Source organism: Microtetraspora malaysiensis (assembly GCF_050947145.1).
Taxonomy (GTDB): Bacteria; Actinomycetota; Actinomycetes; order Streptosporangiales; family Streptosporangiaceae; genus Microtetraspora_A; species Microtetraspora_A malaysiensis.
Genome location: NZ_CP191998.1, coordinates 4,020,480 through 4,044,624 on the forward strand (window position 1 = coordinate 4,020,480; position 24,145 = coordinate 4,044,624).

The window sequence follows — 24,145 nt, forward strand, 5'->3', positions numbered from 1 at the left end:
CTCCACGGCGCCGACCCGGCTCGCGTCGGCCCGAGCGTGCGCGGTGACTCCCCGTCCGTGCCGTCCACCATGGGAACCTTCCGTTCGCAAAGCGGATGCCCCGATATGGCAATAGATGTACGGCAATAACCAGAAATGCCCGTTGATACGGCATTCCTTCGCCCCATAGCGCGACGCCATCATTGGGTGGCCAGCGAGGAGAGGGGCGAGCGCGTGGACACGACGCGACAGGAACCTGCCGTGCGTCCGACGACGGCGTGGGAACGCGCCGAACGGGTCCAAGTCACCGGTGGGATGCCGACTCTGGACTTCGGGACGCGGCTTCCGTACGACGCGTACGTGCGCACCGACGTGCTGCACGACCTGCAGCGACCGTTGAGCGACGACCCCGGCGAGATGTCGTTCCTCATGGTCACGCAGGTGATGGAGCTGTACTTCAAGCTCATCACGTTCGAGCTGCGCAACGCCCAGGAGCGGCTGCGGAACGACGACGTGTGGGGCGCGCTGGCGCCGCTGCGCCGTACGGCGTTGCACCTGGAGGCGCTCAACGGGAGCTGGCGGGGGCTGCGCTGGATGACCCCCGGCGACTTCAACCGCTTCCGCGACCAGCTCGGCGAGGCGTCGGGGCTGCAGTCGGCGATGTACCGGCAGGTGGAGTTCACGCTCGGGCTGAAGAACCCCGCCTTGCTGCGGCCGTTCAAGCGGCAGACCGCGCTCCACCGCGACCTGGCGCGCGCGTACGAGATGCCGAGCATCTGGGACGACGTCATCGCCGTGCTGGCGCGACGCGGCCATGACATCCCCCGCGAGGTGCTCGGCCGCGACGTCGCCGCGGAGTACGAGCCGCATCCGGCGGTCGAGCGCGCCTGGGTCGAGGCCTACCGCGACGAGGGCCCGGACAACCACCTGCGGTTCCTCGGCGAGGCGCTCACCGAGCTGGCCGAGCAGTTCGGCGACTGGCGCTACCAGCACGTCGCGGCGGTCCGCCGGTCGATGGGCGCCAAGCCCGGCAGCGGCGGCTCCAACGGCCTGGCCTGGCTGGAGCGCAGCATGGCCCGGGTGGTCTTCCCGGAGCTGTGGTCCGCCAGAACGCACATGTGAAGGAGAGACCGACATGATCGCCCCGATGCCGTTCCCCGAGGAGGAGGCGCTGCGGCGCGACGCCGAGGACCCGGGACGCCGCGAGCTCTTCCTGGTGCCGCCCGCCGACGGCGGCCGCTATCCCGAGAGCGCCTACTTCGCGGGCAACTCGCTCGGCCTGCAGCCGCGGGCGACCCAGGCCGAGCTGCTGCAGGACCTGGACGCGTGGGCCCGGCTCGGCGTCGAGGGTCACCTGGAGGCCGAACGCCCCTGGCTGCCCTATCACGAGCTGCTCACCGAGCCGGCCGCCCGGCTGGTCGGCGCGCTGCCGGAGGAGACGGTCGTGATGAACTCGCTGACCGTCAACCTGCACCTGCTGATGGTCTCGTTCTACCGGCCGGCGGGGGAGCGGTCCCGGATCGTCATCGAGGACACCGCCTTCCCCTCCGACAGCTACGCCGTGCGCAGCCAGGCCCGCTTCCACGGCCTCGACCCCGACAAGACCGTCGTACGGCTCCGCGACGGCGACGAGGTGCTCGACTTCCTGGAGCGCGAGGGCGACACGGTCGCGCTGGTGCTGCTGGGCGGGGTCAACTACCTCACCGGCGAACTCCTGGACATCCCGGCGATCACCGCGGCCGGGCACGCCGCCGGGGCGATCGTCGGATGGGACCTGGCGCACGCCGCCGGGAACGTCCCGTTGCGCCTGCACGACTGGGGACCGGACTTCGCCGCCTGGTGCTCCTACAAGTACCTCAACTCCGGACCCGGCGCCCTGGGCGGAGTCTTCGTCCACCGGCGGCACCTCGGCGACCCGTCGCTCCAGCGCTTCGAGGGCTGGTGGAGCACCGAGCCGGAGACGCGCTTCGAGATGGCGCCGGTCTCCCGGCCGCCGGCCAGCGCCGACGCCTGGCAGATCTCCAACCCGCCGATCTACGCCATGGGCCCGGTGCGTACCTCGCTCAGGCTGTTCGACGAGGTCGGCATGTCCGAGTTGCGGGCCCGCAGCGTGCGGCTCACCGGATACCTGGAAAGCCTGCTCGACCGGATCGTCCCGACCCGGCCGATCGCCGTGGTCACCCCGCGTGACCCGGAGCGCCGCGGCTGCCAGCTCTCCCTGCGGATCGAGCGCGGCAGCGCCGCGGAGCTGGCCCGGCGGCTGCGCCACGAGCACGGGGTCGTCACCGACGCCCGCGAGCCGGACATCGTCCGGATGGCGCCGACGCCGCTCTACTCGACTTACCACGACTGCTGGCGCGCCGCCGTCGCGCTGGCCGAGTGCGTTGCGGAGGACCGATGAACGTGGCCGTGGTCGGCGCCGGTCTGACCGGCTGCCTGCTCGCCTGCTACCTGGCCCGGCGCGGTCTCGACGTGACCGTGTACGAGCGGCGACCCGACCCGCGTGCCGGCACCCCCGAGCGCGGCCGGTCGATCAACCTGGCCATCTCCGAACGCGGCCTGGACGCGCTGCGCCGCATCGGCCTGGAGGAGCAGGTCATGGCCGACGCGCTGCCGATGCGCGGCCGGATGATCCACCCGGTGGACGGCCCGCTCGATTTCCAGCCTTACAGCCACGACGGCGAGATGGCGATCAACTCGATCAGCCGGGGCGCGCTGAACAACACGCTGCTCGACGCCGCCGAGGCCGCCCCCGGGGTGAAGGTGATTTTCGGGCACCGGCTGACCGGGCTCGACCCGGCGACCGGCGCGATGACCTTCGCGACCGCGGACGGCGAGACGCGCGCCACGGCCGACGTGGTGCTCGGCGCGGACGGGGCGGGCTCCGCCGTACGGGGAGAGCTGCTCGCGCACCGGGACATCGAGGAGAGCGCGGACTTCCTCGACTACGGCTACAAGGAGCTGACGATCCCCGCGGTCGACGGCGAGTTCGCGCTGGACCCGGGCGCGCTGCACATCTGGCCGCGCGGCACCTCCATGATGATCGCGCTGCCCAACCCCGACCGGTCGTTCACCTGCACGATGTTCTGGCCGACCGGCGGCACCGCGAGCTTCGCCTCGCTGAGCAGCCCGGCGGCCGTCGAACGCCACTTCCGCACCCACTACCCGGACGTTGTGGCGCTCGCCCCCACCCTGGCGGACGACTATCGGCACAACCCGGTCGGGCTGCTCGGCACCGTCCGCTGCGCCCCGTGGCAGACCGACGGCCGGGTCGGCCTCATCGGTGACGCGGCGCACGCGATCGTGCCGTTCTACGGCCAGGGCGCCAACTGCGGCTTCGAGGACGTGGTCGCCCTGGACCGGTGCCTGGACGAGACCGGGGGCTCCTGGGCCCGCGCCCTGCCGCTGTTCGAGCGGCGGCGCAAGGAGAACGCCGACGCGATCGCCGAGATGGCCCTGGCCAACTTCATCGAGATGCGCGACAAGGTGGCCTCGCCGGTGTTCCGGCTGGTGAAGGGCATCGAGCACCGGATGGAGCGGGCGTTCCCCGGCCGCTACGTCTCGCGGTACGAGCTGGTGTCGTTCTCGACGATGCCGTACGCGCAGGTCAAACGCCGGGTGCGCAGGCAGCAGCGGCTGCTCGCCGGGGCCGGGGCCGCCCTGCTCGCCGGGGTGGTCGCGGCCGCCGTGGCCGGGATCCGGAGGACGTCATGACCTCGCCGCGGCACCCGGGCCGGAGGTGACCATGGAGGAGCGTTCCGTGTTGACGCGCCCGGCGCCCCGCCCCGACCGCACCCTCCGGTACGGCGCGGACGCCGACCAGGTGATCGACCTCTGGCCGGCCGAGGGCCCCACGGTGGCGCTGGTCCACGGCGGGTTCTGGCGTCCCGAGTACGACCGGACCCACCTGCGCCCGATGGCGAACGCGCTGCGCGACGCGGGGTGGAGCGTCGCCGCGATCGAATACCGCCGCCGGCCCGGCCGGCCCCGCCCCATGGTGGACGACGTCCGGACCGCGCTCGACGTCCTGCGTCCGTCGGTGGTCGTCGGTCACTCGGCCGGTGGACATCTCGCGATGTGCGCCGTGCCGGAGGGGACCGCCGTCCTGGCCCTCGCCCCGGTCGCCGACCTGCGGCTCGCGGATCGGCTGAACCTCGACGACGGCGCGGTGACCGACTTCCTCGGCGGCCCTCCGGATGATCACGCCGACCTGGACCCGGTCCGGATGCCGGATCCGCCCGGCCGGGTGGTGATCGTGCACGGCACCGACGACGAGCGCGTCCCCCTGCGCGTCTCGGAGTCCTACGTCGCCTCCCACCCGGCGACCTCGCTGGTGCGGATCCCCGGCGCCGGCCACTACGTCGTCATCGACCCGGAGAGCGAGGCATGGCCGGTCGTCCGGCGGGAGCTGACCGCGCTCGAGCCGCGGCGACGGTGAACCGGCGGGAGTCACGGGGGAGTCCTCAACCGACGTAGTCGCGGAGCGTGATGTTCTCGGCGGTCCTGCGGGCCATCTTGGTGACCATGTTCTTCCCCGGCAGGTACGGCATGATCTTGTAGTAGTGGTTGAGGAGCGAGGCCAGGAAGCTGCTGCTCGGGACCATGAGCTGGGCCACGCCGTCGCCCATCTTCTGGCAGCGCTCCACGTACTCGCGCATCTCCCGCTCGTAACGGGCGAACGCGACGCGGTGGTCACCGCGTGCCGCGGCCAGCTCGCCCGCCAGGACGTACGCGCCGACCAGGGCGAGGCCCGACCCCATGCCCGACAGGGAGGACGGGCAGTAGGCGGCGTCGCCGACCAGGGCGACCCGCCCCCGGGTCCAGGCGTCCATGCGCACCTGGCCGACCGAGTCGAAGTAGAAGTCGGGCGCGTGCCGCATGTCGTGCAGCAGCCGGTCGCTCTGCCAGCCGCTGCCGGCGAAGTGCTCAGTGAGGATGGCCTGCTGCCGCGCCACGTCCCGCCGGTCCAGGTCCAGCTCCGGTGAGCCGAAGTAGAAGACGGCCTTGGCCTCGGTGTTGTGGCGGGCGCTGTACATCGCCACCAGCCTGTTCGCGGTCCGGTACGCGTGACCGGTGTGGTCGAGGTCGAGGTGGTTGGCGGTGGTGAAGATCGCGCAGTAGACGCCCAGGTGTTTGACGTAGTCCTTCTCGGGGCCGAAGGTCAGGCGGCGGGTGGTGGAGTGCAGGCCGTCGGCGCCGATGACCAGGTCGAACCGGCGCGGCGCGGCGCGTTCGAAGGTGACGGTCACCCCGTCGGCGTCCTCGGTGAGCGAGGCGATGGAGTCGCCGAAGACGTACTCGGTGTGCTCCCTGGTCGCGTCGTAGAGGATGCGGGCCAGGTCGCCGCGGAGGATCTCGATGTCTCCGGCGAACAGGTCGGCGGGCATCTTCGCCTGCGGCTTGCCCGCGCTGTTGACGTACGACATCGAGCCCATGCCGGTGCGGGCGCGTTCGACGGCGTCCAGGATGCCCATGCGGCGCAGGACCGACAGGTGCGCCTCGCCGCGGAAGTCGACGGCGTAGCCGCCGTCACGCAGCGCCGGGGCGCGCTCCACGATCGTGGGGGTGAAGCCGTGGTGGTGGAGCCAGTAGGCGAGCGCGGGGCCGGCAACGGAGGCGCCGGAGATCAGTACGTTGCGGTTCGTCATGGTGGAGAGCCTGCATGGGAGGGCTCACCGGACACTCACCCCCGGCTCACCGCCTCGGTGACCGCCGGGGGAAGTCCCAGCAGGCGCAGCGCGTCCGAAGCCGAGGGGCCCAGCACGGCCGCGTTCTTGGCGGCCTCGCGGTAGCGCGCGCGGGCCGTGGCGTGGTCGCCGCGCGTTTCGGCGACCCGGCCGAGGCCGACGAGGGCGCGGACCTGGTTGCCGAGGCTTTTGACCCAGTGCGGGTCGATCCGCTCCAGGGCATCGGTGTAGAGCCGTTCCGCCTCGGCCGGTTCGTCCTCCAGCAGGGCGATGTCGCCGAGCCCGCGCAGGGCCGCCGCCAGGCAGGTCGGGCTGCCGGCACGGCGGGCCAGATCGGCGGCCTCGGTGTAGTCGGCGCGGGCGGCCGCCGGATCGTCGGCGGCGAGATGATCGCCCCGGTTGACCAGCAGGTCGGCCGAGTCTTCCAGGGCGCCGAGCCGGCTGGTGAGGGCGAGGGCCTCGTCGGTCAGCGCGATCGCCCGCGCGCGGTCCCCGCGCCCGCCCGCGAGACCGGCCAGGACGTCCAGGGCCAGCGCGGTGCCCCAACGGTCACCGAGCGACCGGAAGCCCTCGGCCGCCGCGCCGAAGGCGGGCTCGGCCGCCGCGATGTCCCGCTCGCCCAGAGCTCCGAACCCCGACACGAACCGGGCGGCCGCGCGCACCCACGGCTCGGGACAGTCACGCTGGGCCGAGACCAGCGCGAACGCGCTCTGCGGGTCGGTGTCGGTCGCGTTGCGCATCAGCCACAGCAGCAGCGCGGCCGGGTACCGGCCCGGCCGGTCACCGGGCCACGCGGCGGCCAGCGCTCTCCCGGCCGTCGCGTGGTGGCGCCGCCACGTCGCCCGGTCGGACGCGGCCAGCAGCACGCACGTCGCGTACTCCTCGCCGAGCCCGGCAGGGAACGCGTCGCCGATCGCGCCGAGCAGGCTGATCGCGTGCGGCGCGGCCGACGCGGACGCGCCCCGGATCCACACGTACGTCGCGGCCGAGGCGAGCAGCTCCAGGGCCGTCGCGACGTCCGGGGCCTCGACCGCCCAGCGCAGGGCGGCCAGGACGTTCTCATGCTCGGCCACGAGGACCGGCAGCCAGTCCAGTTGCTCGGCCCGTCGCAGACGCGGGTCGGCGGTACGCACCAGATCCAGGACGTGCCGGGCGTGGGCCCGCCGCGCCGACTCGCGTTCGCCCGCTTCGTCGAGCCGCTCGGCGCCGTAGGCGCGGATCGTCTCCAACATCCGGAACCGGCCGCGAGAGACCTCCAGGAGTGACTTGTCCACCAGGGATTCCAGCGTCTCGCCGTCCGCGCCGCACACCCGCAGCGCGGACTCCGCCGTTGCGCCCCCGGCGAAGACCGTGAATTGCCGCGCGGCCCGTTGCTCGGATTCGGAGAGCAGGTCCCAGCTCCACGCGACCACCGAGCGCAGCGTCCGATGCCGGTCATGGGCCGTACGGCTGCCGCGGGCCGCGACACCGAGCCGGTCGTCCAGCCGCGCCGCCAGATCGTCGAGGTCCAGCGTGCGCAGCCGCGCCGCCGCGAGCTCGATGGCCAGCGGCAGGTCGTCCAGGGCCGCGCAGATCCGCCGGACCAGCTCAGGATCGGCGGCGAAACCGCGCCGTACGGCCGCGGCCCGGTCGCCGAACAGCCGCGCCGCCGCGTCGTCGTCGAGCGGACGCACCTGGTGCAGGTGCTCGCCGATGATGCCGAGCGGCTCGCGGCTGGTGGCCAGGACCCGCAGCCGCGGGCACGCCGCCAGCAACCGGGCCGCCAGCGCGGCGGCCTCCTCGATCACGTGCTCGCAGTTGTCCAGGATGAGCAGAAGCACCCGGTCCGACAGCGCCGCGATCAGCCGATCGACCGGCGTCCGCGTGGGATCTCCCATCTGGAGCCCGTGTTCACGCAGGCCGAGCGCGCCCAGCACCGCCCGGGCCGGCCCGGCTTCGTCGCCCAGCGCGGCCAGCTCCACGAAGCACACCTCATCGGTCACCGCCCCGGCGACCTCGACCGACAGCCGGGTCTTCCCGACGCCGCCGGGGCCGATCAACGTGACCAGCCGGGCCACCCGCAACCGGTCGGCGACCTCGCCCACCTCCTCGTCGCGGCCGACGAAGGAGGTCAGCTGGGCGGGCGGCCCGGCGAGCGACGGCGACGTGCCGGTGTCCAGCAACTCCCGATGCAGCGCGACCAGCTCGGCCGAGGGATCGGCGCCCAGCTCCTCGGCCAGGTGCCGCCTGGTCTCCTCGAACACCACCAGCGCCTCGGCCTGCCCGCCCGCGGCGAACAGCGCCCGCATCAACAGCCCCGCCAGCCGTTCCCGCAGCGGGTGGCGGCCGACCAGCTCCCGCAGCTCCGGAACGGCCGCGCGATGCTCGCCGAGCCGCAGCTCGCCCTCGAACCGGTCCTCCAGCGCCCCGAGCCGCGACTCCTCCAGCCGTACGGCGGCGGCCTGGGCCGTCTCGCTGTCGGCGACCTCGGCCAGCGCGGGCCCACGCCACAGCTCCAGCGCCTCGCGCAGCAGCGCGACCGCTCGTACGGCGTCGCCGTCACGCAACGCCGCCCGGCCCTCCCCGGCCAGCCGCTCGAACCGGCAGGCGTCCACGTCATCGGCCGCGACCACGATCCGGTACCCGGCCCCGGCCCGCTCGATCACGGCCGCCGAACCCAGCGCCGCACGCAGCCTGGACACCTGGGACTGCAGCGCGTGCGCCGACGGCGCCGCGCCCGCGTCGATCTCCTCGGCCAGCCGGTCGGCCGGCACGACCTCACCCGGCCGGACCAGCAGCAGGGCCAGCAGCGCGCGCCGGGCCGGTCCGCCCAGCGGGACCTCGGCGCCGTCGTCGCGCCACGCCCGGGTCTCGCCGAGGATTCCCAACCGCATGCCGGTGATTATCCACGCGAAACCAGTCACAATCACGCGGGCGAGATCACATGGGCCCGCCGATCGAAGGGGCCGTGGGCGGAGTCAGCCGATCCAGACCGTTTTGAGGTTGCAGAACTCGCGGATGCCGTGGGCGGACAGCTCGCGGCCGTAGCCGGAGCGCTTGACGCCGCCGAACGGCAGGTCCGGGTACGACACCGTCTTGCCGTTGATGAACACCTGACCGGCGTCCAGGTCGGAGATGAACCGGTCCTGCTCGGCCTCGTCCCTGGTCCAGGCGTTGGACCCCAGGCCGAAGGTGGTGGCGTTGGCGATCTCCAGCGCCTCCTCGATGTCCGCCGCCCGGAACAATGTGGCGACCGGGCCGAACACCTCCTCGGTGAAGATCCGCATGTCCCGGGTGATGCCGGTGATCACCGTCGGCGGGTAGAACCACCCCGGTCCGGGCGGCCGACGCCCACCGCACAGCACCTTCGCGCCGCGCGCGACCGCCTCGTCCACCAGTTCCTCGACCCCCGCCCGGCCCCGCTCGGTGGCCAGCGGCCCGACATCGGTCGCCGGGTCGAACGGATCACCCACCGTCAGCGCCCTCATCCCGGCCACGAACCTGTCGGTGAAGGCGTCGTAGACGTCGGAGTGCACGATGAACCGCTTGGCCGCGATGCAGGACTGGCCGTTGTTCTGCACCCGGGCGTCCACCGCGGTCTCCGCCGCGCGATCCAGGTCCGCCGAGGGCATCACCACGAACGGGTCGCTGCCGCCGAGCTCCAGCACGGTGTGCTTGACCTCGTCGCCGCAGATCGCCGCCACCGAACGTCCGGCGGGCTCGCTCCCGGTCAGCGTGGCGGCGACCACCCGCGGATCCCGCAGGATCGCCTCCACCCGGCCGGAGGAGATCAGCAACGTCTGGAAGCAGCCCTCGGGGAACCCGCCGCGGCGGAACACGTCCTCCAGGTACAGCGCGCACTGCGGCACGTTCGAGGCGTGCTTGAGCAGCCCGACGTTGCCCGCCATCAGCGCCGGCGCGGCGAAGCGCATCACCTGCCACATCGGGAAGTTCCACGGCATCACCGCCAGCACCGGACCCAGCGGGCGGTACCGGCTCAGCGCGTGCCTGGCCCCGACCGCCGCCGGGTCGGCCAACGGCTCGTCGGCCAGGAATTCGGCCGCGTTGTCGGCGTAGTACCGCATGCCGCGGGCGCACTTGAGCGCCTCGCCGCGGGCCGCGGCCAGCGTTTTGCCCATCTCGGTGGTCATCAGCCGGGCGGCGGCGTCGGCCTCCTGTTCGAGCAGGTCGGCACCGGTACGCATCCACTCGGCCCGCTCGTCGAACCCCGTGTCGCGGTACGTCCGCCACCGCTCGTGGGCGAGGCCGACCTTCCGTTCGATCTCGGACTCGCTCAACTCGGGAAACGTCCGGACCGTCTCCCCGGTCGTGGGATTGATCGTGGCGATCGCCATGACGGGCCTCCCTCATGGTCGCCCGAGCGCTCGCCGGTCACCGACATGACCTTCGGCCGATCTCGCGAGCGCCCCGCAGGGGTAGGCGTGATGTCTCGACTCAAGTACCGAGCCTATCCGTCCGGAGGCGGGGGCCCCGTCGGTCAGTCGGCACCCCCGTTCAGCGGCCCCGGCCCGGGAGCGCCGATCCGGGGCCGACCCGACCTTTGGCGGCCGTTGACCGGCCCCCGCCTAGCGTGGAAGGACGGCATGGCGGGCCGCGCCGGCAACGACCCAGTCGGAGGCACAGGGATGTTGACGAGACGGGAGTTCGTGTGCCTGGCCGCGGTGGCGGCCGGTGCGGTGGCGACGGGCGCGGGGGTGCGCGGGGCGACGGCGACGGCTCGGGGCCTCCGCAAGTACGTCGACCGGTTGCCCCGGCTGCCCGTGGCCGTCCCCGACAGGACGGTCTACCCGGACGCCGACTACTACGAGCTGACCATGCGTCAGCGGCCGTGGCGCTTCCACACCGATCTCGGCGCCACGGTCGCCTGGGGATACTGGGCGTCCGCCCCGTCCGGCGGGGGCGGGCCGGCCGGTCTCGGCTGCCTCGGCCCGATCCTGGTGGCCCGGCGGTACCGGCCCTCGGTCGTCCGGTACCGCAACGATCTGCCGACCACGCATCTGCTGCACCGCTCGATTGACCCGACACTGTGGCGGCAGGTCCCCGGCTCGCCTCCGGATCCGTCCGGCGGGCGGCACATGGACGACCTCCCCCGCGGCCTCACCGTGTGGAACGTCGTCCACCTGCACGGCGGATGGAACCCGCCCCAGTCGGACGGCAACCCGGGCGCCTGGTTCAGCCCCCAAGGACAGCACGGCCCCCTGTACGGCTCGCTGCCGGGCGCCGCGTCCAACGAGGCGATCTACGCCTACGGCAACCAGCAGCTGGGGACCATGCTCTGGTATCACGACCACGCGATGGAGATCACCCGGCTGAACAACTACGCGGGCCTGTCCGGGGTCTACCTGATCCGCGACCAGGACGAGGAGGCGCTCGGCCTCCCCAGGGGGCGCTTCGAGATCCCCCTGGTCCTACAGGACCGGACCTTCAACCGCGACGGCTCGCTCTTCTACCCGTCCAAGGGCGTGACCCCCTACCACCCGGTCTGGTCGCCCGAGTTCTTCGGAGACACGCCGATCGTGAACGGCAAGGCGTACCCGTTCCTGGAGGTCCAGCCGCGCCGCTACCGCCTGCGCGTGCTCAACGGGTCGAACTCGCGCTTCTACCACCTGTGGTTCGGCGACGGCCGGACCCGCCTGCCGTTCTGGCTGATCGGGCTCGGCGGCGGCCTGCGCGGCTCCGCCCTGCGCCTCACGGAGCTGTTGATGGCGCCGGCGGACCGGATGGACCTTGTCGTGGACTTCGCCTCCGTGCCGGCCGGAGGCGGCGTCACTCTCATGAACGACGCCCCCGCGCCGTACCCGAGCGGAGGCGGCGGGCCGGCCATCCCCGAGATCATGCGGTTCCAGGTGACCGAGCCCCTCAGCGGACGTGACCCCACGATGCCGCCGGAGAAGCTGGCCCTGCCGCCGTTCGAGCCGCTGCGGGCGGGGGAGGGGACGAGGTGGCGTGAGCGAGTGCTGACGGAGACGACCGACCGGCGCGACAACCCGATCCACATGCAGATCAACGGCCGCTTCTTCTACGAGCCGGTGGACGACTTCGTCCGCGCCGGCGCCACCGAGGTGTGGGAGTACGTCAACACCACGCCGGACGCCCACCCCATGCACGTGCATCTCGTCCAGTTCCACGTGTACAACCGGCAGCGGTTCCGGGCCGACGCGTACAAGAAGGACTACGCCCGGTGGCTGTCGGCGGGCCGCCCCGCCGACGGGAAGCCCGTCCTGGCCGGGTATCTCGTCGGCGGGCCATTGCCCCCGGCCCCCGAGGAGCAGGGCTGGCGGGACAGCTTCGTCGCCCTGCCGCAGATGGTGAACCGGATCATCGCCGCGTACACACCGCCGCCGTCGATACCGGGCATCGCCGGCACCGGGACGACGTACCCGGCCGACTACATCCACCACTGCCACATCCTCGAACACGAGGACAACGACATGATGCGCCCCTGGCAGCTCGTCGGCTGAGGACGGGGACGCCGGTGGCGGCCGGTCAGCCGGCGTCGCCTCCGTCCGCCTGGTCGGCGGATCCGGTCCCGGCGCCGTGGCCGGCGCGGTATTCCTGGTCGGAGACCGGCTCGTACCAGTGGGTCGCGCCGGTCGCGGTCACGGCGAGGTGCTCGAAGGTGGTGTCCGCCATGGCTCCGTGCCAGTGCTTCTCGCCCGGCTCCACGTGCACCCAGTCGCCCGGCCCGACCTCCCGGCCTTCTGTCTCGCCCCACCGCGTGACCACGCCTCGCCCCGAGAGGATGTACAGCGCCTGTTCGCCGTCGTGCACGTGCCAGCACGAGCGGGCTCCGGGCTCGTAGGAGAACCGCAGCGCCCGCAGGCCGTCGGGGCGCAGCTCCTCGAGGGCCGACGTCTCCCAGACGTTGCCGCCGGTGAACTTCTCCGGCGGCGCCTTGGTCGCCCTGAGCTGCCTTTCGCCAACGAACTTCATCACGCCCCCTGATGCGATGTGCCCGATATGCCGGTCTTTCCCGATAAGTGGGGTATCACCCCGCGGGGTCCTCGCATCATTGAGAGCGGGTACTCCCGTACGGCGCCGGGGTAGACCTCGCCTCCATGCGGACCCCCATCCAAGGAGATTCGATGAAGAAACTCGTCAACGACGTGTCCGGCGTGGTCCCGGACATGCTGGAGGGACTCGCCCTCACCCACCCCGAGATCGCCCTGCTGGACGGACAGACGGTCGCCGTACGCGCGGATGTCGCCGATTTCCGGAGGTCGGGCCGGGTGGCGGTCGTCTCAGGCGGCGGGTCCGGGCACGAGCCCGCGCACGCCGGCTACGTCGGGCGGGGCATGCTGACGGCGGCGGTGTGCGGCGACGTCTTCACCTCCCCGTCCACCGACGCCGTGCTGGAGACGATCCGTACGGTCGCGGGCCCGACCGGCGTCCTGCTGATCGTCAAGAACTACACCGGCGACCGGCTGAACTTCGGCCTGGCCGCGGAGCTGGCCCGGGCTGAGGGCATCCCCGTCGAGGTCGTGGTCGTGGCGGACGACGTCGCCCTCGACACGGGCGAGGGCACCGCCGGTCGCCGGGGCATCGCGGGCACGGTGTTCGTGCACAAGGTCGCGGGCGCGGCGGCGGAGGCGGGGCTGCCGCTCGCCGAGGTGCGCCGGGAGGCCGAGGCGGCCGCGGCCGCGGTCGGCTCGATGGGGGTCGGCCTGTCCGCGTGCACGGTGCCCGCGGCGGGCCGTCCGGGGTTCGAGCTCGGCCCGGACGAGGTCGAGCTGGGGCTCGGCATCCACGGTGAGGCCGGTGTGCGGCGGACCGCCGTCGCACCGGCCGACGTGGTGGTGGACACACTGCTGGACCGGATCACCGCGGACCTGGCGTTGGCGCCCGGAGAGCGGGTCACGCTCCTGGTGAACAACCTGGGCGGCACACCGCTGATGGAGCTTCAGATCGTCGCGCGGCGCGCGGTCCGCAGGCTGACGGAGCAGGGCTTCCGGCTGGAACGCGCCTGGACGGGGTCCTTCCTCACCGCCCTGGAGATGGCCGGGTGCTCGCTGTCGGTGCTGCGGGTGGACGACCGTCTCCTGGAGCGGCTCGACGCGCCGGTGTCGGCTCCGGCCTGGCCGGCCGCGCACCTCGGCCGGGTACGGCCGGAGCCGCTGCGCGTCCCGGGGACGCCCGCTCCGGGCGGCGTGCCCGCCGCCGGGAGCCGGCCCGCGGCAGCGGCGGCGGCGGGCGGCCCGCCGCCGCGGCGGGTGCTGGAACGGGTGGTCGAGGAGGTCTGCGCGGCCCTGGTCGCGGCCGAACCCGAGCTGACCATGATGGACCAGGCGGTCGGCGACGGTGACCTCGGTATCAGCCTCGCCCGCGGCGCCGAGGCCGTGCGCCGCGAGTTCCCTGGTTACGGAGAGGATCCCGCCGCCGTCCTGCGCGCCCTCTCGGCGACGCTGCGCCGGGCCCTGGGCGGCACCTCCGGCCCGCTGTACGCGGTTCTCCTGCTGCGCGCGGCGGCCGTGCTGGAGGAGGCGGGCGGGGTTCCGGCGGCACGCGACTGGGCGAGGGCGCTGGCCGAAGGCGCGCGGGCGGTGTCGGAACTCGGCCGAGCGGAGGTCGGCGATCGCACCATGCTGGACGCGCTCGTGCCCGCCGCCGACGCCATGCGCCAGGCGCTCGACGGCGGCGCGGAGCCGTGTGGCGCGCTGTCGGCGGCGGTGGAGGCGGCGCGGAAGGGGACGGCGGCGACCGCCGCGATGACGCCGCGGCGGGGCCGTTCGAGCTATCTCGGTGAGCGTGCGGTGGGCCGGGTCGATCCGGGCGCGGAGGCGGTGGCGATCTGGCTGGAGGTGGTCTCCCGCACCGTGTGCGAGGGGAACTGACCCTCGATCGCGCGGAACGGCGTCTCCGGAGAACACGGACTGCGGGAATCGCCTCGTGCTTTTCGGGCCTGCGGTACGTGAACGTGTTCGCCAATTCGACCTGCTCCTTCGAGGCGTGCGACCTCTGGATGGTGAATATCGGGTGGTTCATGCCGCATATCTGGGCACGGCCGATTCTCCTCGCTGAGCGGGAATCCGTCAGCGTCGGATTCTGTGCCGCCAAATAATGGCTATTCCGGCGCCCGAAATGATCCCCGCGCGGCGCCGTGGCTGTCGCTCCTCGCGCCCGGCATCGTGCGGTTTCTGCCCTCCCGCGAGGTCGCGCCGTGATCGGGGATCCCGCGCCCGCCCGGAGGGTCGTCCGTCGGCGGGTCGACCTCATCGGCAAAGCCGCCGTTCGCCCCAAAACGGGACGTAATGGAGTTATCTCCAGAGGAATATTTCGGAACTTATCTGTCCTTTGAGGGGTGCGGCGGGGAGTGGTCGCCGTCGGTGATAATTTCGCAACTTCGCTCGATGACAGATTTAACAATTCGCCTATATGATCGCCGATCGTGGCTGAAGGTGATCTTTCACGCCCGTCGTTGGCCGACGATCTGTTCTTCGTCATCCACCACAACGTGACGGGTCGGGCGCGACTCCATCCGCGTCTCGCGAGTTTGGGGTTGGCGGGTGCCGTCATCGGCGAGTTGATGCTCGCCGAGCGGGTCACCCTCGACCTCGCGCCGGGCCAGGACCGCCTCTACGTGATCACCGAGAACGCCACCGGTGATCCGCTCACCCAGAACGCGCTCGACAACGTCGTGGCCGAACCACACCACCCGATCGTCACCTGGCTCCACTTCTTCGCCCGTACGGTTTACGCCGACGTCATGGCCAGGATGATCACCAAGACGTTGCTCAACCCGCCGGCGAGGCACCTGCTGAAACAGCAGCCCGCGACCCCCGTGGACGCGAACACGGCCGCGTGGCCGCTCGCCCGCCTCAACCTCGCCATCCAGCGGCGCAAGCCGCCCGCGATCAGGGACTGCGTCCTCTACGGGCTCGTCGTCGCCACCGGCGGAGCCGCGCGGGCGTTGCGCGAGCACGACGCCGAGTTCGCGGCCGCCACGACCGCCCTGCTCCCTGCGCCGCTGCAGAGACTCATCGCCCAGACCGAGGTCGTCGTCGGCGAAGCCGTCATCAGCCGTCGGTGATCCTTCTTCCCCCCCCACCCTCACGGAGTTCCGGATGTCCCTTACACAACAACGGCCCAGCGCCGTCTCCACCGCCCTCGCCAAGGATCGGCTCGGCGTCCCGTCGGTCGTCTTCTTCGTCGTCTCCGCGGCGGCGCCGCTGATGGTCGTCGCGGGTTCGGTCCCGACGGTGTACGAGGTGACGGGCGTCATCGGCGTGCCGTTCGCGTTCCTGATGCTGGGCGCGATCTTCGCGCTGTTCGCCGTCGGGTACGTGACGATGGCCCGCCACGTCGTGAACGCCGGCGCGTTCTACGCGTACGCCGCCCAAGGGCTCGGCCGGACGCAGGGTGTGGCGACCGCGTGGGTGGCGCTGCTCGCCTACAACGCGCTGCAACTCGGCCTCTACGGCATCATCGGGTCGGCGACCGAGCCGCTGCTCCTCGACTGGTTCGGCGCCTCGCCCCCGTGGTGGGTGATCGCGCTGGTGGCGTGGGCGGTGACCGGACTGCTCGGGCTGCTTCGGGTGGACGTCAACGGCAAGATCCTCTCTGTCCTGCTGGTTTCCGAGATCGCCGTCGTCCTGGTCTTCGACATCGGTGACCTGCTCCACCCCGCCCCGAGCGGTATCAGCTTCGAGGGCTTCAACCCCGGTTCCCTGTTCGTGTCCGGCGTCGGCGCCGCGCTCGCCACCGTCGTCGCGGGGTTCGCCGGCATCGAGTCGTCGGTCGTCTTCGCCGAGGAGAGCAGGGACCGCAACAGGACCGTGCCCCTCGCCACCTACCTGGGTATCGCGATCATCGCGATTCTGTATTCGATCTCCGCCTGGGCGCAGACGGTGCCGACGGGCCCGGACGGCATCGTCAAGGCGGCGTCCGAGCAGCGGACCGAGCTGATCTTCAACCAGGCGGGCGCCCACCTGGGCTCCGCGGTCTCGACGATCGGGTCCGTGCTGTTCGTGACCAGCAGCATGGCCTGCATGATCGCCTTCCACAACACCACGGCCCGCTACATCTTCGCCCTGGGACGTGAGAACGTGCTTCCCTCGGTGTTCGGCCGTACGTCGGCCCGCACCGCGGCTCCGATCGCCGGATCGGTGCTGCAGACGGCGCTCGGGCTGATCGTGATCCTCGTCTACGCGATCTTCGGCCTCGATCCGGTCACGAAGCTGTTCTTCACGTTCGGCACCTTCGGCGGCCTCGGGCTGCTGACCCTGCTCACCATCACCTCGATCTCGGTCATCGTGTTCTTCGTGCGGAACCCCTCGGGGGAGACGGCGTGGCGGACGCGCATCGCCCCGGCCCTGGCGGCCCTGGCGCTATGCGTGATGATCGGCATGACGCTGATGAACTTCGACACGGTGCTCGGGGTCGCGCCCGACTCGGTCGTCCGCTGGATCCTGCCCGGCATCCTGGTCGTCGCGATCATCCTGGGCGTCGTGTGGGCCCGCGTGCTGAAGGCGACCAGGCCGGAGGTGTACGCCAACATCGGCCTGGGCGCGCAGGCGGCCGGCGGAGGTCCCCGGTGACGGTCGAGATCACCCGGATGACGGACGCGGCCGTGGCCGGCGAGATCGTCGCCGACAGGTTCAGCCGCGACGCGATCACCCGTTGGCTCATCCCGCCGGAGCGGGACCGGTTGCCGATCCAGCGGCGGTTCTTCGGCATGCACACCGCGCACGCGCTCGACCACGGCGACATCTACGGCGTGCACGAGTCCGGCGAGCTCGCCGGGGTCGCGGTCTGGTTCACCGCGCCGTTCCCCGAGATCCCCGGCCAGGACGAGGCGATCGTCTCCTTCGCGGGGGAGCACGCCGAGCGCTACGCCGTCCTCGGCGAGCTCATGGACAAGCTGCACCCGCAGGAGCCGCACCACTACCTGGCGTTCATCGCGCTGCGGGACGGGCGGACCGGCCGCGGGCTCGGCAGCCTGCTGCTGGAGGAGCACCACCGGCGGCTCGACGCCCAGGGGATCCCGGCCTACCTGGAGGCCAGCAGCGAGGCGAGCCGCCGCCTCTACTTCCGGCACGGCTACGTGGACATGCCGGAGCTGCTGCGGCTGCCCGATGGTCCGGTCATGTATCCGATGTGGCGCGCACCGATCTCCCGCGACGGCCGGCCGGCGGACGGCCATGGTCAGGAGAACGGTCGAGACGCCCTCGGCTGATCGCCTCCTCTGGTCGGCGGCGGGGCCACCCGTCGCCGACCGGTCCGTTTTCCAGCCGGTCCGTCCAGCCGGTCGACGAATGTGGCAGGGCCGTGAGACAGCCTCCCCGGGTGTCTCACGGCCCTGCCGTTCGAAGATCTCCTCCGCTCGCCGGTAGGCCGGGCGGTTCACAGGGGCCGGGTGTAGCCGCGGGTGCGGACGAGGTCGTGGGTGAGCTCGGCGAAGGCGCGGGCGGCGGCGCTGCGGTAGGCACCTTCGCGGTGCAGGAGGGTGACGGTGCGGGTGGGCAGGGGTGGGTCGAGGGGGACGGGGGTGAGGTGGGGGTGCTCGTGGGTGATGGCGTCGGGCAGGACGGTGGACAGCGGGGTGCGCTGGACGATCTCGGTGAGGGCCTGGATGGAGTTGGCCTCGACCGCGATGCGGGGGGCGGCCCGGTGGCGGGCGAAGTAGGCGTCGATGTGGCCGCGGGTGGCGAAGTCGCCACTGAGCAGGGCGAGTTGCTCGTCCTTGAGGGCGCGGACCGGTAGGGGTTTGGGCGTGGCCTGGGCGCGCGGGGCGCCGGTGACGAGGCTCAGGGTCTCGGTGAACAGCGCGGTGGCGGTTACGCCGGGCAGGTGGGGGCCGGCGAAGGCGATGCCGAGGTCGAGGTCGTCGGCGAGCAGGGCCAATTCGATGCGGTCCTGGGTCGTCTCCGCCAGGGTGAGGCTGACGCCGGGGTGGCGGGTGTGGAGCTCGGCGGTGAGCGGGCCGATCAGGTAGGCGGTGAAGGTGGGCGTGACGCCCAGGCGCAGGTGGCCGCGGGAGAGGTCCTGGACGTCGTGGACGGCGCGTTCGGCGGCGGCCAGGTCGCGCAGTGCGCGCCGGGCGTGGTCGGTGTAGACGGCGCCGGCGTCGGTGAGCCGTACCGTGCGGCCGGTGCGGTCCAGCAGCTGTACGCCCAGGGTCCGCTCCAGCTGCTTGATCTGCTGGGAGAGCGTGGGCTGCGAGATGTGCAGCTCCTCGGCGGCGCGGGTGAAGTTGCCGTGTTCGGCCACGGCGAGCAGATAGCGCAGGTGGCGGAGTTCGAGAACAGCCATGGGAACGACTATAGATGCCATCAATAGATTCCGTAGCCAACAACTCTTGGACACTATAGGCGCAGGTCATGCATAGTGGACATCGCCAGCCGGCAGGGGCCGATCACCACCCGGAGGGAGTGACCATGCAGGACCTCACCGAGGGCGTCGCCCGTTTCCAGAGGGACGTCTTCCCGGCCAAGGCGGAGCTCTTCGCCCATCTGGCCACACATCACACGCCGCACACGCTGTTCATCAGCTGCTCAGACGCCCGCGTCGTCCCCGAGCTGATCACCGGCACCGAGCCGGGTGACCTGTTCGTCATCCGTACCGCCGGCAACCTGGTGCCCGCCTACAGCCCCGAAGCCGACGGGGTGGCGGCGAGCATCGAGTACGCCGTCGCCGCACTGGGGGTGAAGGACATCGTCGTCTGCGGCCACTCGGCGTGCGGCGCGATGACGGCACTCGCCGAGGGCCACGACCTCAGCGGTGCCCCGGCGGTCGCCGCCTGGCTGCGGCACGCGGACACCTCCCAGGCCCGCACCACCGCCGACGGTGACGTTCCCGTCCTGGTGCGGCAGAACGTGCTGGCCCAGCTGGCGAACCTGGCCACCCACCCCTCGGTCGCCCGCGCCCTGGAGGAGGGGAAGGTCGCCCTGCACGGCTGGGTCTACGACATCCCCACCGGCCGCGTTGAGGACCTGACCGCCGCCGGCTCCGCGCTCGCGGCCTGACCCTCCCGGCTTCGGTCTCCCGCCCGCGACAGCCTGCCGGGAACCCCGCATCCACCCCACCCACTAGCCACTCCACCCATGGCTCGTGAAGTGGCCCACCTGAGAGAAGGACGTACTGATCATGGTGCACGCACAGTTCGACCCCACCGCTCGCGAGGCCCTGGCCGTCGCCGCCGTGGAGGCCAAGACCCGTAAGAACCTCTCCTGGCAGCAGATCGCCGACGCCTCCGGCCTGTCGGTGGCCTTCACCACCGCCGCCATTCTCGGCCAGCACCCGCTGCCGGAGGAGTCCGCCAAGGCCGTGACCGAGCTGCTGGGCCTGGATGAGGACGCGGCGATGCTGCTGCAGGCCATCCCGACCCGCGGTTCGATCCCGAACCGGATCCCGACCGACCCGACGATCTACCGCTTCTACGAGATGCTCCAGGTCTACGGCACGACCCTCAAGGCCCTGGTCCACGAGCAGTTCGGCGACGGCATCATCTCCGCGATCAACTTCAAGCTCGACGTGAAGAAGGTCGCCGACCCCGAGGGCGGCGAGCGCGCCGTCATCACCCTGAACGGCAAGTACCTGCCGACCCAGCCCTTCTGACGATCCGGCACCGAGACGGCGTCACAGACGGGCGGCAACGGGGCGGGCCGGAAACAGCCTTCCGGGCCCGCCCCGCCCCGTTCCCCGAACCCCGAGAAGCCGCCTGCCAGCGGCCTGCCCCGCCAACCTCCGGAGGACCTCCGTGGACTTCGTCCAGCGCACCATCGACATCGCCCGCCAGAACGTCGCCGAGGGCGGCCGCCCGTTCGCGACCGTCATCGTCAAGGACGGCGAGATCCTGGCCGAGAGCCCCAACAAGGTCGCCCAGACAGGCGACCCCACCGCCCACGCGGAAATCCTCGCCATCCGCGAGGCCTGCACCAAGCTCGGCACCGAGCACCTGACCGGCACCACCATCTACGTGCTCGCCCACCCCTGCCCGATGTGCCTGGGCTCGCTGTACTACTGCTCCCCGGACGAGGTCGTCTTCCTCACCACCCGCGACGCCTACGAGCCCCACTACGTCGACGACCGCAAGTACTTCGAGCTGAACACCTTCTACGACGAGATCGCCAAGCCCTGGCAGGAGCGCCGGATGCCGATGCGCTACGAGGCGCGCGAGGACGCCGTCGAGGTGTACCGGTTCTGGCAGGAGCGCAACGGCGGCGAGCGGCGCGTCGCGGGCGCCCCCACCGCCGCATGACCCAGGTCCGCTCGGGCCGGCGGGCCTTGATGGCCTGCTCCGGCTTCACCGCTGGACCGGGTACGCGATGAGCGTGACCCGCCTGGTCTCCGGGTAGTTGGCCGGATCCCGGCATGGCCACATGTCGGCCGCACTTCTGGTACATACGTTCTATGAAGTCACCCACAGCTCAGCGCCTGGGCGTCGTGCCGTCCGTATTCGCCGTCGAGCACCTCTCGCACGCGACGTTCCCCGAGGACGACGAGTGGATCGCGCTGGTGCGCGCCCCCGAGGGCCTCACCGTCGTCCGCGAGATCTGGCCGACGGCGTCCGGCGATCGGTGGATCGGCCTGTACGGCGGGGCGAGCCCGCACAGCCTGGACGTGCCCGGCATGCTGGCGGCGATCGTGGGGCCGCTGGCCGAGGCGGCGATCCCGGTCTTCGTCGCCTCGACGTTCCACGGTGATCTGGTGCTCGTGCCCGAGCCGAAGGTCAAGGAGGCCGTCGCCGTTCTCGAAGACGCGGGGCACCGGGTGGACACCACATACCTGCGATCAGCCGACATCTAGTCAGAGGCGACGGCCCGGCGGAGGCGACGACTCCGCTAGCGGCCGTGTCGCCGGCGGGAGGTGAACTCGCGCAGGGCGGCGAGAGCGTCCGGGGCGAGGACGTCGGGATGGGCGGCGTCGCGCAGGTTGTGGTCGATCCCCTGGAGCACGACGCGTCCGGGACCGGTGGCGTGGGCCCGCCGCATGCAGAGCGACCAGGTCCAGCAGGCGGAGCGCCTGCGGCTGCAGGAGCGCCAAGCCCGCCGGGCGCGGCCGTACCTCGTCGGCGATCACCAGCGCGGTCATCGCTCCTTCGCTGTGCCCGATCACGGACACGGCGCGTCGGTCGGTCTCCGGCTGACGGAGCAGCAGGGTGTAGGCGGCGGCCGCCTGGCGCACGAAGGCCGGGTAGTCGGTCCGCGTGGGGAGTGGTCGGGCCGGCGCGATCAGGCGCGGGGGATGGCGCCCTCGATGAGCGCGACGGTGGCGCGAGGGTCGTCGACCTGCACGACGAGGCGGGCGTAACGCTCGTCGGTCAGTTCGATGACGACGGCCTTGGCCGGGTTCTGCACATCCCAGAAGACCCACTCGTCGTCGAGGTGGAAGGAGCCGGCGGTGATCACGCCGGGCAGGTGCGTCCCCGGGGAGCGGATGCCCTTGGCCTCCCTGATCATGCCGGGGTCGTGGGTGACGCCGCGGACGTTGGACAGTGGAATGGTCAGACGGCTCTTCAGCGCCCAGAGCTTGTCCAGCCCCTCGATGACGACGACCAGCGCGTCGCCGTCGACCTGCACTCGTGCCATGTCGTACTCCTTATGCGGAAGAGTCAGGATTGTGGGGAATCGTGAAGGGAAAGGCGCCGCGCCAGAGCGGCGCCCGCCTGCTCGGGTCCGGCGCCGGACGACGTCGTCCTGGCGCGCAACCGGAGCCCGAGCAGTGCCGAGGTAAGGGCACCCGCCAACTCCGGCGCGGAGGTGTCGCCGGCGGCGAGCGCCTCGTCCAGAGCGTCGAGGGCCGCGGTGACCTCGGCGGCGACCTCCGGGTCCGTCGGCGCGAGTTCGACCGCCGCCATCAGAAGCAGGTCCAGGGCCGCGCCGTCCCCGTGGACGGCGAGGGCCCGGCGCGCCGCTTCGGTGAAGTCGCGGGTCTCGCCGATCGTGGCGATCAGCGGACGTACCCGGTGCTCCACGTGCCAGCGCAGGGCGGCCATGTACAGGCCGCGCTTGCTGCCGAAGGTCTTGTACAGGCTGTTGCGATGGATGCCGAGGTGGGTGACCAGGTCGTCGATGGAGACGCCGTCGTACGCCCGGTGCGCGAACAGTGTCGCCGCCGCTCGCACCACCTCGGTCTCGTCAAACCCTCTCGGTCGGCCCATGTGATGACCATAGAGCGTTTAGGAATGAACAGTCAAGAACGATCGTTCCTAAAGTCCGGGGCGGCGGAGTCGCCTCCAGAATGAACTTCGCATTCTTCGCATTCGGGTTTGGAGGGGTAGGTTCCGCCTCGATAGAGTCGCCCTCCCGTGGACGTCTACTTGACCCAGGGCAGAACAGCCCTTTTCCTCGCACCGTTGGCCATCGCGCTCCTCACCCTGCCGTTCGTCTCGCGGCAATACCGGAGGTTCGGCCAGATCGGCGGCTGGTCAGGGGTCGTCGCCATGCTGGTCGTGCTGTACGGCTGCGGCGTCGTGGCGTTCACCCTGTTCCCCCTTCCGAAGGTCACGCCGGGCTTCTGCGCGGCCAGGGTGGCGCTCGCCACTCCGAAGCTCCAGCTCTTCGGGAGTTTCGCCGACATCGCCCGGGAGAACGTCGGCGCCGGGCTGTTCACCACGCTCGTCAGCCGGGCCTCTTTGCAGGTCGTGTTCAATGTCCTGCTGTTCGTTCCGCTGGGGTTCCTGCTGCGCTACCGCCACCGGCTCGGCCTCGCGCGGACCACGCTCGCCGGCTTCGTCGGTTCGCTGGCGGTGGAGCTCACCCAGCTCACCGGGCTCTGGGGGCTGTATCCGTGCCCCTATTGGCTGTTCGACATCGACGACCTGTGGATCAACACCCTGGGCGCCGTCTGCGGCTGGCTGTTGGCGGGCCCCCTCGCCCGGCTGCTCCCCTCCGCCTGGCCCGCGCCGCGTACGGACGTGGCTCCGCCGAGCCGGGCACGCCAGACGCTCGGCATGCTCCTGGACGGCATCGTGTGGTTCTTCGCCGCCCCGATCACCGGACTCGTCCTGGTCCGGTTGTACGGCCTCGCCGCGGGCGCGCCCCTCCCTGAGGGATCCGCACTGCGCGACTGGCTGCCGGGGCTGTGTTACGTGCTCGTCGGGCTGGCTCTTTTCGTGGCCATGCCCGCCATCCGGCGGGATGGCGCCACGCCGGGCCTGGCGGCCGTGCGCCTCGCGGTGGCAGGGGACGGCACTTCAGGCAGCGAGCCCACCCACGGCACAGCCCTCGTGGCGGGTGCCGCGCCCGGGAGCTACGCGTCGCGGCTCCGCAGGACGGTCCGTACCGCCGCACCGTACCTGGCTCTCATCGCTGTCGCGGCGTTCGGCCAGGCGTCGTCGTCCCTGACCGTGCTGCCACTGGCCGCATTTGCCGTACTGGTCCTTTTGGAACAGCGGGGCGTGCTCTCCCGGTGGACCGGGACGTCGATCGTCACCCGCGCGTCCCTCCAGCGGATGATCGAGCAGCCGCGAGAGGCGACGCCGCGTCTCCGGTGAACCGGCTGTCGCGGTCACGTTCACCGGGGTCGACCGGCTCGTTCGC

At 71.8% G+C, this 24,145-nt stretch carries 22 protein-coding genes; 14 read left to right on the forward strand and 8 right to left on the reverse strand.

Going from position 1 to position 24,145, the window contains the following annotated elements:
• Nucleotides 1-240: 240 nt before the first annotated feature.
• The 4 genes from ACQP1V_RS18885 to ACQP1V_RS18900 are packed head-to-tail and all read left to right on the forward strand — an operon-like array spanning nucleotide 241 to nucleotide 4,417.
• Nucleotides 241-1,101: a tryptophan 2,3-dioxygenase gene (locus ACQP1V_RS18885; protein WP_387410681.1), complete on the forward strand. Its 861-nt coding sequence runs from the start codon at nucleotides 241-243 to the stop codon at nucleotides 1,099-1,101.
• Nucleotides 1,102-1,114: 13 nt separating this feature from the next.
• A complete protein-coding gene (gene kynU / locus ACQP1V_RS18890) occupies nucleotides 1,115-2,380 on the forward strand; it encodes a kynureninase (protein WP_433424828.1) in 1,266 nt (421 codons plus the stop codon).
• Nucleotides 2,377-3,693 carry an FAD-dependent oxidoreductase gene (locus ACQP1V_RS18895; protein ID WP_433424830.1) on the forward strand — a complete coding sequence of 439 codons (1,317 nt, stop codon included), beginning with the start codon at nucleotides 2,377-2,379 and terminating at the stop codon, nucleotides 3,691-3,693. The genes kynU and ACQP1V_RS18895 overlap by 4 nt, the downstream gene beginning before the upstream one ends.
• A gap of 46 nt (nucleotides 3,694-3,739) precedes the next feature.
• The gene (locus tag ACQP1V_RS18900; protein ID WP_433424833.1) at nucleotides 3,740-4,417 is read left to right on the forward strand and encodes an alpha/beta hydrolase family protein; all 678 of its coding nucleotides are present in this window, start codon (nucleotides 3,740-3,742) and stop codon (nucleotides 4,415-4,417) included.
• Between the two features lie 25 nt (nucleotides 4,418-4,442).
• Here ACQP1V_RS18900 and ACQP1V_RS18905 read toward each other — a convergent pair whose 3' ends face one another.
• From ACQP1V_RS18905 to ACQP1V_RS18915, 3 genes are all read right to left on the reverse strand, one after another.
• Nucleotides 4,443-5,627, reverse strand: coding sequence for an FAD-dependent monooxygenase (locus ACQP1V_RS18905; RefSeq protein ID WP_433424836.1), 1,185 nt, complete (start codon nucleotides 5,625-5,627; stop codon nucleotides 4,443-4,445).
• Nucleotides 5,628-5,662: 35 nt separating this feature from the next.
• The gene (locus ACQP1V_RS18910; RefSeq protein WP_433424838.1) at nucleotides 5,663-8,539 is read right to left on the reverse strand and encodes a BTAD domain-containing putative transcriptional regulator; all 2,877 of its coding nucleotides are present in this window, start codon (nucleotides 8,537-8,539) and stop codon (nucleotides 5,663-5,665) included.
• Nucleotides 8,540-8,623: 84 nt separating this feature from the next.
• Entirely contained in the window at nucleotides 8,624-10,000 is a 1,377-nt protein-coding gene (locus ACQP1V_RS18915) for an NADP-dependent succinic semialdehyde dehydrogenase (RefSeq protein WP_433424841.1), read from the reverse strand.
• A gap of 291 nt (nucleotides 10,001-10,291) precedes the next feature.
• Here ACQP1V_RS18915 and ACQP1V_RS18920 point away from each other — a divergent pair, with 291 nt between their 5' ends.
• A complete protein-coding gene (locus tag ACQP1V_RS18920) occupies nucleotides 10,292-12,127 on the forward strand; it encodes a multicopper oxidase family protein (RefSeq protein WP_433424844.1) in 1,836 nt (611 codons plus the stop codon).
• A 25-nt stretch (nucleotides 12,128-12,152) separates the two neighbouring features.
• Here ACQP1V_RS18920 and ACQP1V_RS18925 read toward each other — a convergent pair whose 3' ends face one another.
• A complete protein-coding gene (locus ACQP1V_RS18925) occupies nucleotides 12,153-12,599 on the reverse strand; it encodes a cupin domain-containing protein (protein WP_433424847.1) in 447 nt (148 codons plus the stop codon).
• Nucleotides 12,600-12,751: 152 nt separating this feature from the next.
• On the opposite strand from ACQP1V_RS18925, the gene dhaL reads away from it, so the two are divergent.
• The 4 genes from dhaL (at nucleotide 12,752) to ACQP1V_RS18945 (ending at nucleotide 17,838) form a co-directional block, all read left to right on the forward strand.
• Complete coding sequence (gene dhaL, locus ACQP1V_RS18930; protein ID WP_433424850.1) at nucleotides 12,752-14,497, forward strand: dihydroxyacetone kinase subunit DhaL; 1,746 nt, start codon at nucleotides 12,752-12,754, stop codon at nucleotides 14,495-14,497.
• Between the two features lie 554 nt (nucleotides 14,498-15,051).
• Entirely contained in the window at nucleotides 15,052-15,693 is a 642-nt protein-coding gene (locus ACQP1V_RS18935) for a GOLPH3/VPS74 family protein (RefSeq protein WP_433424853.1), read from the forward strand.
• A 34-nt stretch (nucleotides 15,694-15,727) separates the two neighbouring features.
• Nucleotides 15,728-17,200: an APC family permease gene (locus tag ACQP1V_RS18940; protein WP_433424856.1), complete on the forward strand. Its 1,473-nt coding sequence runs from the start codon at nucleotides 15,728-15,730 to the stop codon at nucleotides 17,198-17,200.
• The gene (locus tag ACQP1V_RS18945) at nucleotides 17,197-17,838 is read left to right on the forward strand and encodes a GNAT family N-acetyltransferase (protein ID WP_433424859.1); all 642 of its coding nucleotides are present in this window, start codon (nucleotides 17,197-17,199) and stop codon (nucleotides 17,836-17,838) included. The genes ACQP1V_RS18940 and ACQP1V_RS18945 overlap by 4 nt, the downstream gene beginning before the upstream one ends.
• A gap of 167 nt (nucleotides 17,839-18,005) precedes the next feature.
• On the opposite strand, the gene cynR is transcribed toward ACQP1V_RS18945, so the two are convergent.
• Nucleotides 18,006-18,914, reverse strand: coding sequence for a transcriptional regulator CynR (gene cynR, locus ACQP1V_RS18950; protein ID WP_433424861.1), 909 nt, complete (start codon nucleotides 18,912-18,914; stop codon nucleotides 18,006-18,008).
• Nucleotides 18,915-19,039: 125 nt separating this feature from the next.
• On the opposite strand from cynR, the gene ACQP1V_RS18955 reads away from it, so the two are divergent.
• The 4 genes from ACQP1V_RS18955 to ACQP1V_RS18970 all read left to right on the forward strand — a co-directional run bounded on the left by ACQP1V_RS18955 (nucleotide 19,040) and on the right by ACQP1V_RS18970 (nucleotide 21,410).
• The gene (locus ACQP1V_RS18955) at nucleotides 19,040-19,627 is read left to right on the forward strand and encodes a carbonic anhydrase (RefSeq protein WP_433424864.1); all 588 of its coding nucleotides are present in this window, start codon (nucleotides 19,040-19,042) and stop codon (nucleotides 19,625-19,627) included.
• A 121-nt stretch (nucleotides 19,628-19,748) separates the two neighbouring features.
• A complete protein-coding gene (gene cynS, locus ACQP1V_RS18960) occupies nucleotides 19,749-20,219 on the forward strand; it encodes a cyanase (protein ID WP_433424867.1) in 471 nt (156 codons plus the stop codon).
• A 142-nt stretch (nucleotides 20,220-20,361) separates the two neighbouring features.
• Complete coding sequence (locus ACQP1V_RS18965) at nucleotides 20,362-20,862, forward strand: nucleoside deaminase (RefSeq protein ID WP_067135007.1); 501 nt, start codon at nucleotides 20,362-20,364, stop codon at nucleotides 20,860-20,862.
• Nucleotides 20,863-21,014: 152 nt separating this feature from the next.
• The gene (locus tag ACQP1V_RS18970; protein WP_433424870.1) at nucleotides 21,015-21,410 is read left to right on the forward strand and encodes an ACT domain-containing protein; all 396 of its coding nucleotides are present in this window, start codon (nucleotides 21,015-21,017) and stop codon (nucleotides 21,408-21,410) included.
• 35 nt (nucleotides 21,411-21,445) lie between these two features.
• Here ACQP1V_RS18970 and ACQP1V_RS18975 read toward each other — a convergent pair whose 3' ends face one another.
• From ACQP1V_RS18975 to ACQP1V_RS18985, 3 genes are all read right to left on the reverse strand, one after another.
• Entirely contained in the window at nucleotides 21,446-21,595 is a 150-nt protein-coding gene (locus ACQP1V_RS18975) for a hypothetical protein (protein WP_433424873.1), read from the reverse strand.
• 240 nt (nucleotides 21,596-21,835) lie between these two features.
• A complete protein-coding gene (locus ACQP1V_RS18980) occupies nucleotides 21,836-22,192 on the reverse strand; it encodes a hypothetical protein (RefSeq protein ID WP_067135002.1) in 357 nt (118 codons plus the stop codon).
• A 23-nt stretch (nucleotides 22,193-22,215) separates the two neighbouring features.
• The gene (locus tag ACQP1V_RS18985; protein WP_433424876.1) at nucleotides 22,216-22,764 is read right to left on the reverse strand and encodes a TetR/AcrR family transcriptional regulator; all 549 of its coding nucleotides are present in this window, start codon (nucleotides 22,762-22,764) and stop codon (nucleotides 22,216-22,218) included.
• A gap of 147 nt (nucleotides 22,765-22,911) precedes the next feature.
• Here ACQP1V_RS18985 and ACQP1V_RS18990 point away from each other — a divergent pair, with 147 nt between their 5' ends.
• Nucleotides 22,912-24,099 carry a VanZ family protein gene (locus ACQP1V_RS18990; RefSeq protein WP_433424879.1) on the forward strand — a complete coding sequence of 396 codons (1,188 nt, stop codon included), beginning with the start codon at nucleotides 22,912-22,914 and terminating at the stop codon, nucleotides 24,097-24,099.
• The last annotated feature ends 46 nt before the right edge of the window (nucleotides 24,100-24,145 follow it).